The 12,770-nt window shown below is 70.3% G+C and carries 13 protein-coding genes; all 13 read left to right on the top strand.

Annotated elements, in window-relative coordinates; translation table 11 throughout:
• Window positions 1-8 precede the first annotated feature (8 nt).
• The 13 genes from D1350_RS03780 to D1350_RS03720 all read left to right on the top strand — a co-directional run bounded on the left by D1350_RS03780 (window position 9) and on the right by D1350_RS03720 (window position 12,737).
• A complete protein-coding gene (locus D1350_RS03780; RefSeq protein WP_125774088.1) occupies window positions 9-248 on the top strand; it encodes an acyl carrier protein in 240 nt (79 codons plus the stop codon).
• A complete protein-coding gene (locus D1350_RS03775) occupies window positions 245-1,582 on the top strand; it encodes an aspartate aminotransferase family protein (protein ID WP_240643861.1) in 1,338 nt (445 codons plus the stop codon). Before D1350_RS03780 ends, D1350_RS03775 begins: the two co-directional genes overlap by 4 nt.
• A gap of 17 nt (window positions 1,583-1,599) precedes the next feature.
• On the top strand, window positions 1,600-2,586 hold the full coding sequence (locus D1350_RS24035) for a hypothetical protein (protein WP_206074413.1): 987 nt from the start codon (window positions 1,600-1,602) through the stop codon (window positions 2,584-2,586).
• A gap of 69 nt (window positions 2,587-2,655) precedes the next feature.
• Entirely contained in the window at window positions 2,656-3,366 is a 711-nt protein-coding gene (locus D1350_RS03765) for a thioesterase II family protein (RefSeq protein WP_125774086.1), read from the top strand.
• Complete coding sequence (locus D1350_RS03760; protein ID WP_125774084.1) at window positions 3,366-4,709, top strand: MFS transporter; 1,344 nt, start codon at window positions 3,366-3,368, stop codon at window positions 4,707-4,709. The genes D1350_RS03765 and D1350_RS03760 overlap by 1 nt, the downstream gene beginning before the upstream one ends.
• Window positions 4,710-4,713: 4 nt before the next feature.
• The gene (locus tag D1350_RS03755; protein WP_125774082.1) at window positions 4,714-5,202 is read left to right on the top strand and encodes a DUF6790 family protein; all 489 of its coding nucleotides are present in this window, start codon (window positions 4,714-4,716) and stop codon (window positions 5,200-5,202) included.
• Window positions 5,199-7,595 carry an ABC transporter permease gene (locus D1350_RS03750; RefSeq protein ID WP_240643860.1) on the top strand — a complete coding sequence of 799 codons (2,397 nt, stop codon included), beginning with the start codon at window positions 5,199-5,201 and terminating at the stop codon, window positions 7,593-7,595. Before D1350_RS03755 ends, D1350_RS03750 begins: the two co-directional genes overlap by 4 nt.
• Window positions 7,592-8,380: an ABC transporter ATP-binding protein gene (locus D1350_RS03745; protein WP_240643859.1), complete on the top strand. Its 789-nt coding sequence runs from the start codon at window positions 7,592-7,594 to the stop codon at window positions 8,378-8,380. The genes D1350_RS03750 and D1350_RS03745 overlap by 4 nt, the downstream gene beginning before the upstream one ends.
• A gap of 44 nt (window positions 8,381-8,424) precedes the next feature.
• The gene (locus D1350_RS03740) at window positions 8,425-8,658 is read left to right on the top strand and encodes an acyl carrier protein (protein ID WP_164545015.1); all 234 of its coding nucleotides are present in this window, start codon (window positions 8,425-8,427) and stop codon (window positions 8,656-8,658) included.
• 53 nt (window positions 8,659-8,711) lie between these two features.
• The gene (locus D1350_RS03735) at window positions 8,712-9,929 is read left to right on the top strand and encodes a beta-ketoacyl-[acyl-carrier-protein] synthase family protein (RefSeq protein WP_125774078.1); all 1,218 of its coding nucleotides are present in this window, start codon (window positions 8,712-8,714) and stop codon (window positions 9,927-9,929) included.
• On the top strand, window positions 9,926-10,618 hold the full coding sequence (locus D1350_RS03730) for a 4'-phosphopantetheinyl transferase family protein (protein WP_125774076.1): 693 nt from the start codon (window positions 9,926-9,928) through the stop codon (window positions 10,616-10,618). The genes D1350_RS03735 and D1350_RS03730 overlap by 4 nt, the downstream gene beginning before the upstream one ends.
• Window positions 10,615-10,917: a DUF3039 domain-containing protein gene (locus D1350_RS03725; RefSeq protein WP_125774074.1), complete on the top strand. Its 303-nt coding sequence runs from the start codon at window positions 10,615-10,617 to the stop codon at window positions 10,915-10,917. The genes D1350_RS03730 and D1350_RS03725 overlap by 4 nt, the downstream gene beginning before the upstream one ends.
• On the top strand, window positions 10,914-12,737 hold the full coding sequence (locus tag D1350_RS03720; protein ID WP_125774072.1) for a DEAD/DEAH box helicase: 1,824 nt from the start codon (window positions 10,914-10,916) through the stop codon (window positions 12,735-12,737). Before D1350_RS03725 ends, D1350_RS03720 begins: the two co-directional genes overlap by 4 nt.
• Window positions 12,738-12,770 lie beyond the last annotated feature (33 nt).

The following is a 12,770-nucleotide window of genomic DNA, read 5'->3' as shown; positions in this document are numbered from 1 at the left end:
GAATCACCATGGACGTGGATCACATCAAGACGGTTCTCATCAAGGAGATCGCCGCCGAGCTCTCGATCGCCCCCGGGGAGATCGACGACCAGTCCAGCTTCATGCGGCTCGGGGTGTCGTCGGTCCAGGCGCTGAAGATCATCAACCGGCTGCGCAAGGAGCTCGACATCGACGTCAACCCCGTCGCGCTGTTCGAGTTCAAGACCGTCGAGGACATCAGCGACTACCTCGCCGAGGAGGCGTCGTGACCCAGGCGCTGCAGACCGCGAACCACCAGTACCACGAGCGGCTGAAGCAGGTCCTCCCCGGAGGCGTCCACTACAACTTCAACATGCCGTGGGAGGAGGTCCCGCTCCACTTCGTGGACGGCCGGGGCAGCCGCCTGACCGACATGGACGGGAACGAGTACCTCGACCTCTACGCCCGCTTCGGTGCCATGATCCTGGGGCACGCGCACGAGGAGTACCTCGACGCCCTCCAGGACGCCGTGCGGCGCGTGCTCTGCGTGAGCCACACGGACGCCGACGCCGACGCGCTCGAGCTGATGGCCGCGCACATCCCGTCCGCGGAGATGATCCGGTTCGGCCTCTCCGGCACCGAGATCCTCCAGACGGCGCTCCGCCTGGCGCGCGCCTACACCGGGCGCAACCGCTTCCTCCGGTTCGAGAACCACTACCACGGCAACGCCGACAACATCATGGGCGGGCGGGTCACCGACCCCCAGAACCCGGTCCCCGTCGACTTCAAGGGCGACTACAAGGGAACCGCCGGCCGCGCCACGAACGTGATGGCCGACCAGTCGTACCTGCTGCCGTGGAACGACACGGAGCTCCTGGAGAGCTTCTTCGGCGAGCACGGCGACACGCTCGCGTGCGTCCTCACCGAGCCGGTCTGCGTCAACGGCGGGTCGATCGAGCCGGCGCCCGGCTTCCTCGAGCGGCTGCGCGCGCTCTGCACCGAGCACGGCGTGGTGCTGATCTTCGACGAGATGATCACGGGCGTGCGCACCGGCCTCGGCGGCGCCCAGAAGGCGCTCGGCGTCATCCCCGACCTGACCACCCTCGGCAAGGCGATCAGCGGCGGCGGCGTCCCCGTCTCGGCGCTCGCGGGCAGGCGCGAGCTCATGGCGCTGCTCGAGAGCAAGAAGGTCATCCACGCCGGGACGTACAACGGGTACCCCCTCGGCGCAGCCGCCGTCGCCGCGACCTTCACGATCCTCGCGAGGGACGACGAGGCCGTGCTGCACGCGATGCACCGCCGTGCCGGGCAGCTCCGGTCGACGCTCGTCGAGGAGGCCGCCCGGGTCGGCCTCCCGCTCGTGGTGCAGGGGCCCCCCGGGGTCGCCTCCTACCACTGCTCAGAGGAGCCCCTGGAGCACCCGGGGCAGTACGACTTCGACCTGATGAGCAAGGACATCATCGTCGCGACGGCATTCCAGCGGCACGGCGTGCTCGTGTCCAGCATCTCGCGCCTCTACCCCAACGCCCAGCTGTCGGACGACGACCTCGAGGTCTTCGAGACCCGGGCCCGCAGGGCGCTCGGCGAGGCCAAGCAGTCCATCGACGAGATCTTCGGGTCCTGAGAGAAATGGCAAACCCCGTGTCTGAGACCGCCCCCCTCGCCAAGCGTCCGCTCAAGCCGTACACCAGGTATCTGGTCCTGTACCTCGCCCTGACCGTCGGCTCCGTCTGGGCCCTGGTGCTGTTCTACCTGCCGGACTACGAGTTCGCCGTGGGGCTCTTCGGCGAGCTGGAGCTCTCGAACCCCCTGGTGGTCGCGGTCCTGAACAGCCCGGCGATCGCCGCGGTGATCGTCCTCTTCCTCTACGACGGCTTCCGCGGAGTCCTGAACTTCCTGCGCACGCTGGTCCCGCGTCCGAAGGACCTCCTGTGGATCCCGGCCCTGGCCGCGATCATGCTCGCGTACGTCTACGCCGTCCGGGGCGTGTGCCTGCTGTTCGGGATCCCGGTGCCGCCCGACCCCGAGAACCCGCTGGAGATGGCGGGCACGTTCTTCGGGCTCTTCCTCGGCGAGGTCGGCATGCTGGCGATCGCCATGGGCTGGTTCGGGTTCTTCCTGCCGCTCATGCACCGGGTCACCGGCAGCCACATCAGGTCGGGCATCGCGACCGGCCTCGGCATCGGCATCTTCGTGGCCCCCGGGAACCTGTTCTCGTCGTTCGAGCTGGCCACCGCCTGGCCGCTGTACGTCACGCAGCTCAGCGTCCTCGGGATCGGCATGAGCTTCCTGCTGAGCCGGATGAAGGGCAACGTGCTGTTCTTCCTCGTCCCGTTCTGGGTCTCGGCGTCCGGCAGCCACTGGGAGATGTACGTCTTCATGACCCCGACCCAGCTCGTGCAGATGGTGCTCTTCGGCGCCCTGGTCGTGCTGCTCTGGTTCGTGCTGAAGCGCCAGGCCGGCGGCGAGCTGGACCCGCCGTTCGTCTTCCCCGAGTACCTCGAGAACGAGTACACGGTCCGGACGGGGGCGGTCTTCCCCGGCGTCGGGAACAAGAGCAAGGAGCTCGACCCGGCACCCAGCAGCGAGCCGGAGCTCACCGGCGCGCGTCACGAGGAGACGGCTTGAGTGCGCCCGTCATCCGGAACCTCGGTCCTGTGGAACCTCCGACCCTCTGACGCCGGCCGGCAGATCGTGATGTTCCCGTTCCTGGGTGGGTTCGGGGCGTCCTTCAACCGGCTCGTCCGGGAGCTGAGCGGCGACTGGGACGTCTGGACCGCCAACCCTCCGGGCCACGGTCCGTCCGTCCGGCCGCCGGTCAGCCGGCTCGGCGCGCTCGTCGACTGCTACCTGGAGAGCCTGCAGGACGTGCTGCGGCCCGACGCCGTGTTCTTCGGGCACAGCATGGGCGGCGTCGTGGCGTACCACGTGCTGCGGTCGATGGAGGGGCGGCCGGCCTTCGACGGGCGGCGTCCGACGGATCTCGTGCTCTCGGCGTCGCGCGCTCCACGGCACGTGCCGGCTGCGGGCTTCGCGACGCTGCCCGAGCAGGACCTGCTGAGGCACCTCCAGGGCTTCGGGGCGATCCCGGACGAGGTGGTGCGCGACCGGTCGCTGGTCGAGCTGTTCCTGCCGGCCTTCCGGGCGGACTACCAGGTCCTCGAGGACGCGCAGCGGCTGCCGCCGGTCGCGGTCGACGTGCGCACCCGGCTCGTCCTCGGCGGGCGCGACCCGCAGACGCCGGACGGCACCGCGGAGGAGTGGCAGGAGTACCTCGCCTCGCCCCTCCGGACCGAGGTGCTCGAGGAGGAGGGGCACATGTTCGTGCTGACCGCCGTCGAGCCGCTCGACCTGATCCTCGCCGACGTCCGCGCGGGCAGCAGGCCGGCTCTCGAAGGGGTCCGCTGATGACGGTGGAGTCCCCTCCGGGGGCGGCCTGGACCGAGGCGGAGGTCGCTCGCAACTTCCGCACCTTCATGATCATCTGGGCGGCGCAGCTCGTCGCCCGCCTCGGCAACGGCCTGACGGCGTTCGGCCTCGGCGTGTACGTCTACCGGGCGACCGGGAGCAGCACCTCCGTCGCGCTGGTCACGCTGGCCGCCTTCCTGCCCGGGGTGGTCCTGGCCCCGCTGGGGGGCGTCCTCGCGGACCGGTTCGACCGCCGGCTGCTCATGATCCTGAGCGACGCGTTCTCGGCGGTCGGCCTGGTCGCGCTGCTCCTGCTGGTCGACCGCGGGCTCGGGACGGTGCCCGTCGTCTGCGCCTGCGTCGCGGTCAGCTCGGTCTTCACGTCCGTCATGGACCCTGCCTACCGGGCCACCGTGACGGACCTCCTGACCCCGGACCAGTACGCGCGGGCCGGCGGGCTGGTGCAGTTCGCCGCCGCGTCCCAGTACCTCATCTCACCCGCCATCGCGGGCTTCCTGATGGCGCGGTTCGGGATCGAGGTCGTCCTCCTGATCGACGTCGGCACCCTGGCGGTCACGACCCTCTGCGTCGCGCTCGTCTGGCGAACCATCAGGACCCGGAGGCAGCCGTCGGAGCGCGGCTTCTGGGCCGACTTCGGCTTCGGGGTGGGATTCCTGGCCAGAAACCGGGGGATCACCGTCCTGATGCTCCTGGTGACCCTGGTGACCTTCTGCATGGGCTTTCTCCAGACCCTGCTCACGCCGATGCTCCTCGACCTCTCGAACGAGGAGACCCTGGGGATCGTCCGCTCCGTCGCGGCGATCGGCATGGTGGTCTCGAGCCTGGCCATCGGCATCTTCAACATGGGGAACCGCCACCTCACGTACATGGCCTACGCGCTGGCGGTCGCCGGCGTCGCCGTCCTGCTCCTGGGCGCCACCCCGAACGTGCTCCTGATCGGCGTCCTGGCCTTCGTCTTCTTCATGACCCTCCCCCCGCTCAACACGAGCGTCGAGGTGCTGGTCCGCTCGTCGATCCCGAACGAGACACAGGGGAAGGTGTGGGGCCTCGTCGGGCTCATCTCGCAGCTCGGCTACCTCGTCGCCTACGCCGTCTCGGGCGTGCTGGCCGACGTCGTCTTCAACCCGCTGCTCGTGCCGGGCGGTGCGCTGGCCGGGAGCCTCGGGTCCCTCGTCGGCGTCGGCCCGTCGCGAGGGATCGGCCTGATGCTCATGGTCGTCGGGCTGCTGCTCGTCGCGACGGCCGTCGTGGTCCCCCGGGTAAGGAGTATCCGGAAGCTCGAGAACGACCTGCTCGAACAATCGTGGGAATCAAAGGAGTAAGGCAATGTGGATCGTCGTCATCATCGGGATCGGGCTGCTCACAGCCTTTGCACAGCTCGCCGTACAGGGATTTCCGGCTGACAGCGTCGAGGTGATGAGAGCCGTCCTGCTGCACCAGTTCGCGGTCTCTCACGGGATCATCGCGGTCGGTGGCTTCATCATCAACGTCCTCTACCCCAAGAGGACCGCCGCGCAGCTCGGCTGGCCCAGCGGGCCGTTCCAGGTCAAGTACGGGTTCGCCCAGCTCGGCCTCGGGGTGATGGGCGTGATGTCCATCTGGTTCCAGGGCAACTTCTGGGTCGGCACCCTGGTGACCCTGTACATCTACGGCCTCAGCGGGCTGTGGACCCACACGCAGGAGATCGTGCGGAAGCGCAGGGAGGGCGGCAAGACCGACTGGGTCGAGGTCAGCAACATCGTCCTCGACGTGGTCTACCACGTGGTCCTGACCTGGATGTCGCTGCAGATCCCGGGGATCTGGAGCTTCGAGTGATCAAGCCAGAGTCCCTGTACTCCCGGTACGCGGTGAACGACCTGGTACGGAACAAGGGCGTCAACGCTGCGCTGCTGGTGATCCTGGTCCTGAGCGCGTTCCTGATGGCGACGGGCGCGATGGTGATCGAGCGGCTCGCGGGCTCGGTCGGCCAGCTGTTCGCGCAGGCGCAGCCACCGCACTTCCTGCAGATGCACAAGGGCGACTACGACGAGCGGGCGCTGGAGCAGTTCGCGGCGGACCGCCCGGAGATCGACGCCTGGCTCATCGAGGAGATGCTCGGCTACGACAGCGCGTCGCTCGCCTGGGTGCGCCCGGCGACCGGCGAGTCGGGCGACCTGACCGAGAGCCTGATCGACAACCTCTTCGTCACCCAGAACGAGGAGTTCGACTTCCTGATCGACGAGTCGGGGCAGATCGCGCAGCCCGCGCAGGGCGCGGTGTACGCCCCGGTGGCGTACCAGCAGAAGTTCGGCCTCGAGGCGGGCGACGAGCTCACCGTCCGGACCGACGACGGCCCGTACGCCCTGCGCATCGAGGGGTTCGTCCGGGACTCGCAGATGGCGTCCTCGTTGTCGTCCTCGACGCGGTTCCTCGTCTCCGCCGAGGACTTCGACGGGCTGGAGAGCGCCGGGGGAGCCTCCCCGGAGATCATCGCCGAGTACCGGCTGACCGACGCGGGCGGCGCGAGCGACTTCCAGGCGGCGTACGAGTCCGACCCGGCCCTGCCGACGAACGGCCCGGCGGTCACCGACCAGCAGATCCGGATCATCCACACGATCAGCGACGGCCTCGTCGCGCTGGCCCTGGTCTTCGTGAGCCTGCTCCTCATCGTGATCGCGCTGCTCAACCTCCGCTTCGTGATCCGGGGAACCCTGGAGGACGAGGTCCGTGAGATCGGCGCGATGAAGGCCGTCGGGCTGCCGGACAAGGCGATCACCGGCCTGTATCTCTCGAAGTACAGCGTGATGACGCTCGTCGCCTGCGTGCTGGGGGGCCTCCTCGCCGTCGTCGCGACGAACCTCCTGACGCGGAGCGTCCAGGTGAACTACGCCGAGGCGCCGCTCGGGGTGGCGACCTTCCTGGTGCCGGTGCTCGCGCTGGCCGCCGTCTACGTGATCGTCGTGGCGATCTGCCGTCGTGTGCTCGGCGCGGTGCGGAAGATCGAGGTGGTCAACGCCCTGGTCCACGGCAGCACCCTCGACGAGAAGCAGGCGGCACGCCGCGCGAAGCGGCAGGCCCGGTGGGTCCGGCGGACGAGCCTCACGTCGTCGGCCGGCGACATCAACCTGCGGCTGGCTCTTCTCGACCTGCGGGCCGAGGGCGGGCAGTGGGTCCTCGTCCCGGTCGTCTTCTTCCTGACGGCGGTCCTCATCACGCTGCCGACGAACGTGCTCAGCACCTTCGAGAGCCCCCGGATCGTCACCTACATGGGTGCTCCGGAGACCGACCTGAGGGCCGACGTGCAGTACCAGGAGGACGTCGACGGCGTCCAGGAGGCGCTCGTCGCCGCCATGCGGGGCGACGAGCGCCTGACGGACGTGTCGACGTACGCCAACCTGCAGTACCAGGTCGAGGGCGAGGAAGGTCCCGAGATCCTGCGCGTCGAGATCGGCGACTACTCGGGCGCGACGGTCCGGTTCACCGACGGTGGCGCCCCGGAGGCCGGGCAGATCGCGCTCTCCGCGCTGAACGCGGACAAGTACGGGGTGGCGACCGGCGACGAGCTGACGATCCGGCGGGACGGCGAGCAGGTGACGGTGCAGGTCAGCGGCGTCTACCAGGACGTCACGGCCACGGGCTACACGGCCAAGATGCAGGGCGAGGTGTCGCAGGGTGCCGAGGCCTACGTCGTCTACGCGGCGGTGGCCGAGGGAGTGGACCCCGCCGTCGTCGCGGCCGGGCTCGGGGAGCAGTTCCCGACGACCGTGGTGCTGCCGATGCGGGAGTACGTACGGGACACGTTCTCGAACATGACGAACGCGTTCCGCAACGCGGCCTGGCTGTCCCTGGTCTTCGGGGTCGGCGTGGCGGTCCTGATCACAAGCCTGTTCCTCAAGCTCCGCCTCACGAGGGACCGGTCGAAGATGGGCGTCCTGACCGCCGTCGGCTTCTCGGCGAGCGAGATCGTCGCCCAGGTCCGGATCAAGACGCTGGTCGTGGTCGTCGCCGGGACCGTGCTCGGGGTCGTCTTCTCGGCCACGGCCGGCGAGTCGCTCGTGGGCGGCCTCCTCGCGCTGAGCGGCCTGGGCATCACGCAGCTGTCCTTCATCCCGCAGCCGTGGCTCGTCTACGTGCTGTACCCGCTGGTCCTCGCCGGCGCGGGATACCTCGGCGTGGTCCTGCTCACCCGGGGCATCCGCAGCGCCGACAAGAGCATGTGGCTCAAATGACGATGGGAGACTTCATGCCGAACCAAGGAACCGTGACCCTCGAGTCGCGGGCGCTGACCAAGACGTACTTCTCCACCGACCCGCCCACGCAGGTGCTCGGCGGGATCGACCTGACAGTCCGCGAGGGCGAGTTCGTCGTCATCATGGGGGCGTCGGGCTCGGGCAAGTCGACGTTGCTGTACAGCATCAGCGGGATGGACCGGCCGACGAGCGGGAACGTCCTCCTGGAGGGGCGCGAGCTGACGTCCCTCGACGACGCCGAGATGGCAGGCGTCCGGCTGACACGGATGGGCTTCGTCTTCCAGCAGGCGCACTTCCTCAGCAACCTCGACGTGCGCGACAACATCCTCCTGCCCGCGCTCAAGGCGGCGCCCAAGGAGAAGGACGCCGCGATCGCGCGCGTCGACGCCCTGATGGAGCGGTTCGGGATCGCGCACGTCAAGGACCACGGCATCACCCAGGTGTCGGGCGGTCAGCTGCAGCGCGCCTCGATCTGCCGGGCCCTGGCCGGCGAGCCGTCCATCCTGTTCGCGGACGAGCCCACCGGCGCGCTGAACAGCAGCATGTCGGAGGAGGTCATGAACGCCCTCACGGACGTGCACAGCGACGGCACCACCGTCGTCATGGTGACCCACGACCCGGGCTGCGCCGTGCGGGGCGACCGCGTCATCTACCTCCGGGACGGCCTGCTGGTCGACTCCCGGGAGCTGGGCACCTGGAGCGCCGAGCAGGCCACGCAGCGCGAGGACGACCTGCTCGCGTGGCTCCGGGACCTGGGCTTCTGACGATGCAGCGAGAACGACCAACCACCACAGGAGAGAGGCACATCATGACCGAGCCGGAGTTCAAGAGCGCGCTGGCCGAGTTCACCTCGAAGCCGGCTGACGAGCTGGAGATGACGGACGACCTGTCCGAGATCGGCGTGGACTCGATCAGCATCTTCGAGTTCATGATCAAGGTCGAGGACGTCGTCGGGCGCCAGGGTGTCGACATGGGCGACTCCGTGTCCACCGTGCAGGACCTCTACGACACCGTGCTGGAGGCCGCGAAGCAGCAGGCGTGAGGCTCCACCCGAGGTCGCACGAGACAGTTCCTGGCGCAAAGTGACGGAGAAGCATGGAAAAGGTCGTCATCACTGGAATGGGCGTCGTCAGCCCGATCGGCAAGAACCTTCCTGAGTTCGAGGAGAGCCTGTTCGCCGGGCGCCACGGGATCGTGCCCGTGGATCATTTCGACACCGGCGACGTGGGCGTGCGGGTCTACGCCCCCGTCAAGGGGCTGGACCCGGAGGCGCACTTCGAGTCCCGGGAGCTGCGGCGGATGGACGCGCACCACGTGTTCGGCGTGCTCGCGGCCCGTGAGGCGGTCGAGGCCGCACAGATCGTCGGCGCGGTCGACCCGTACCGGCTCGGGGCCTTCATGAGCACCGGGTTCGGCGGCGTCGACACGCCGCTCGGCGAGCTGGAGACGATGCAGGAGGCGGGGCCGCGGAAGGTCTCGCCCATGCTGGTGCCTCGATGGATCGGCAACATGCTGTCCGGCCTCGTGTCGATCGAGGTCGGCGCACGCGGGCCGGCGCTCGCGCACCTCGCAGCGTGCGCGTCGAGCTCGGCCAGCATCGGCGAGGGGCTGCGCGCGATCCGCCACGGGTACGCGGACGCCGTGGTCTGCGGCGGCTCGGAGGCCGCCACGCACCAGCTGGTGATGGCGGGCTTCGAGAACCTGCGGGCCCTGTCCACCGCCACGGACCCGGACCGCGCGAGCATCCCGTTCGACCAGGACCGGGCCGGTTTCGTGATGGGCGAGGGTGCGGGCGCCCTGGTGCTCGAGAGCGAGTCGCACGCGCGGGCGCGCGGCGCCACCGTCTACGCCGAGGTCTCGGGCTACGGCATCACCAGCGACGCCTGGCACATCACGTCCCCCGGCCCGGAGGGCGAGGCCCTCGACCGGGCGATCACCGACGCGCTCGACGAGGCGGGGGACAGGGACGAGACGGTCTACGTCAACGCCCACGGGACCGGGACCGTCAAGAACGACCAGGTCGAGGCGGCGGCGATCGGCCGCCTGTTCGGCGGCAAGGCGCTGGTGTCGTCGACGAAGTCCATGACCGGGCACCTTCTTGGCGCAGCCGGCGCGGTCGAGGCCATCGCCTCGGTGCTGGCGGTCCGCCGGGGGCTCGTCCCCGCGACCGTGGGGACGACCGACCTCGATGCCGACATGCAGATCGACGTCGTGCGCGGCGGGTCGCGGCCGGCGCAGCTCTCCCGTGCCATCTCGACGTCGCTGGGGTTCGGCGGGCACAACGTGTGCCTCGTCATCGACCACGCGGAGTGACGATCGAGCTGGTCGTCGCGCGGTCGGACCTCCTGGACGGGACCACGTTCGAGCGGATCCGTGCAGGAGTCCCGGCCGCGCGCCGGCGGAGGAGCGACGCCTACCACCGGCAGACGGACCGCTACGCGAGCGTGGTCGCCTTCTCCTTGCTGCAGCACCTCTGGCGGGAGCGGTCGTCCGGTCCCATGCCGGACGTCGTCGTCGGCGAGCTCGGGAAGCCGCGGTTCGACGGGTCTCCCGGCTGGCACTTCAACTGGTCGCACGACGCCTCGGTCTGCGTGTGCGTGCTGTCACCCGTCCCGGTGGGCGTCGACGTGCAGTCGCGGGTGCCGTTCCACGACGGCCTGTTCGACCGCATCGCCGCGCCGGGCGAGCGCGGTCTGCGGGACCCGCTCCTGCGTGCGGACGACCTCAGCCCGCTGTGGACGCGCAAGGAGGCCCTCGTCAAGCGCACCGGGCGGGGGCTCACCACCCCGTTGCAGCAGGTCGACACCGTCTCGGCGCCGGACGTGCTCACCCTGTCCGACGACGCCCTGGGCGTGCGGATCAGCGTCAGCGCGGAGGGGCTGAGCGAGCACGACCTCTTCTCCCGGCTGCGCCCCCGTCGTGTCGAGCCCGCTCCGGGGTCGGCCTCGTGGGTGGGGGAGCCGGGCCGGGGTGCCCTCCGCCGCGTAGACTTCGGGGCATGACGGATCCCCTCTCTCACCCGCCGGCCGACCCGTCCCAGCCAGGTGGTTCCACGAGCGTCCTCGAGCGCGAGGAGACCCGGGAAGAGACGCAGCCGGGCGACCACGAGCGCTTCGCGCACTACGTGCGCAAGAACAAGATCACGGAGTCCGCGGTCACGGGGAAGCCCGTCATCGCGCTGTGCGGCAAGGTCTGGGTTCCCGGCCGCGACCCGAAGAAGTTCCCGGTCTGCCCCGTGTGCAAGGAGATCTTCGACGGTCTCCGCAGCCCGCAGGACGGCGAGGGCGACTCCACCAAGTGACACTGCGCCAGCACAACCAGGCAGAGTCCCCGCTTCCCCGAACCCCGTCGTCCGTCGCCGCCTCCCAGCTGAGCCCTGCGTTCCCGCGGCGCGCCCCCTGGGGCACGGCGTCGAACCTGCGCGCCTGGCAGGCGGAGGCGCTCGAGCTCTACCGCGAGCGGTCGCCGCGCGACTTCCTCGCCGTCGCCACGCCGGGCGCCGGCAAGACCACCTTCGCGCTCCGCGTGGCCACCGAGCTGCTGGAGCAGGGCGAGGTGCGCCGTCTGACGATCGTGGCGCCCACCGAGCACCTGAAGCACCAGTGGGCCGACGCCGCGGCCCGCGTCGGCATCCGGATCGACCCGTCGTTCAAGAACAGCCAGGGCCGGCACGGCGCGCACTACGACGGCGTCGCGGTGACCTACGCGCAGGTGGCCGCCAACCCCGCGCTGCACCGGGCGCGCACCGAGGCGGGCCCCACGCTGGTGGTCCTCGACGAGGTGCACCACGGCGGTGACGCGCTCACGTGGGGTGACGCGGTGCGGGAGGCGTTCGAGGACGCCACGCGAAGGCTCGCCCTGACGGGCACGCCGTTCCGCAGCGACACGTCGCCCATCCCGTTCGTCACCTACGAGCAGGACGCCCAGGGCATCCGCCGGTCCAAGGCCGACTACACGTACGGCTACGGCGAGGCCCTCCGGGACCACGTCGTGCGGCCGGTGCTCTTCATGTCCTACACCGGCAACATGCGCTGGCGCACCAAGGCGGGGGACGAGGTGAGCGCGCGCCTCGGCGAGCCGCTCACCAAGGACATGACCTCGCAGGCCTGGCGTACCGCGCTGGACCCGGAGGGCGAGTGGGTCCCGTCGGTGCTGGCGGCGGCCGACAAGCGGCTCACCGAGGTGCGGCGTGGCATCCCCGACGCGGGCGCCCTCGTCATCGCCACCGACCAGACCGACGCGCGCGCCTATGCCGCGCACCTCGCGCGGATCACGGGCAAGCAGCCCACCGTCGTGCTCTCGGACGACGAGGGAGCGAGCGGCCGCATCGACGAGTTCGCGTCGGGCGACGGACGGTGGATGGTGGCCGTCCGGATGGTGTCCGAGGGCGTGGACGTGCCGCGACTCGCGGTCGGCGTCTACGCCACGAGCGCGTCGACGCCGCTGTTCTTCGCGCAGGCCGTGGGCCGGTTCGTCCGGGCGCGGAAGCGGGGCGAGACGGCGTCGATCTTCCTGCCGAGCGTGGCGCCCCTGCTGGTGCTGGCCAACAGCATGGAGGAGGAGCGCGACCACGCGCTCGACCGGCCCCGCACCGCCGAGGAGCAGGGCATCGACTACGACCCGGAGGCGGCGCTGCTCGCGGCCGCGAACCGGGAGGAGAAGGCGTCCGGCGACCTGGTGCAGGGCACCTTCCAGGCGCTGGAGGCGCAGGCCAGCTTCGACCGCGTCCTGTTCGACGGCGGGGAGTTCGGCACGGGCGGCGACCTGGGCTCCGCGGAGGAGCTCGACTTCCTCGGCCTGCCAGGGCTGCTCGAGCCCGACCAGGTGACCACGCTCCTGCGGCAGCGGCAGGCGGAACAGCTCAAGTCCCGCGGCGGGGCGCCGAGCGCCCGCGAGGTGGAGGCGCAACGCGCCGAGCACGAGCACCGGAGGGCGGGAGAGCTGCGCAAGGAGCTGTCGAAGCTCGTCGGGGCGTGGGCCAAGCGCAGCGGGCAGCCCCACGGCCTGGTCCACACCGAGCTGCGGAAGCGGTGCGGCGGCCCGGAGGTCCCGCTCGCCACGGCCGACCAGCTGGAGGCACGGGTGGAGCAGGTGCGTCGCTGGTTCGTGGGCGCGAAGTAGCGATTCTCGTCGGATCGTGAGGCGACACGCCGC

Source organism: Antribacter gilvus (assembly GCF_003946865.1).
Taxonomy (GTDB): domain Bacteria; phylum Actinomycetota; class Actinomycetes; order Actinomycetales; family Cellulomonadaceae; genus Antribacter; species Antribacter gilvus.
This window is presented reverse-complemented; position numbering and strand designations above follow the sequence as displayed.

Bases quoted from the DNA above. Each gene is read 5' to 3' on its own strand.
- D1350_RS03780 (WP_125774088.1), top strand. From the start codon at position 9: ATGGACGTGGATCACATCAAGACGGTTCTCATCAAGGAGATCGCCGCC.
- D1350_RS03765 (WP_125774086.1), top strand. From the start codon at position 2,656: ATGTTCCCGTTCCTGGGTGGGTTCGGGGCGTCCTTCAACCGGCTCGTC.
- D1350_RS03760 (WP_125774084.1), top strand. From the start codon at position 3,366: ATGACGGTGGAGTCCCCTCCGGGGGCGGCCTGGACCGAGGCGGAGGTC.
- D1350_RS03755 (WP_125774082.1), top strand. From the start codon at position 4,714: ATGTGGATCGTCGTCATCATCGGGATCGGGCTGCTCACAGCCTTTGCA.
- D1350_RS03745 (WP_240643859.1), top strand. From the start codon at position 7,592: ATGACGATGGGAGACTTCATGCCGAACCAAGGAACCGTGACCCTCGAG.
- D1350_RS03740 (WP_164545015.1), top strand. From the start codon at position 8,425: ATGACCGAGCCGGAGTTCAAGAGCGCGCTGGCCGAGTTCACCTCGAAG.
- D1350_RS03735 (WP_125774078.1), top strand. From the start codon at position 8,712: ATGGAAAAGGTCGTCATCACTGGAATGGGCGTCGTCAGCCCGATCGGC.
- D1350_RS03725 (WP_125774074.1), top strand. From the start codon at position 10,615: ATGACGGATCCCCTCTCTCACCCGCCGGCCGACCCGTCCCAGCCAGGT.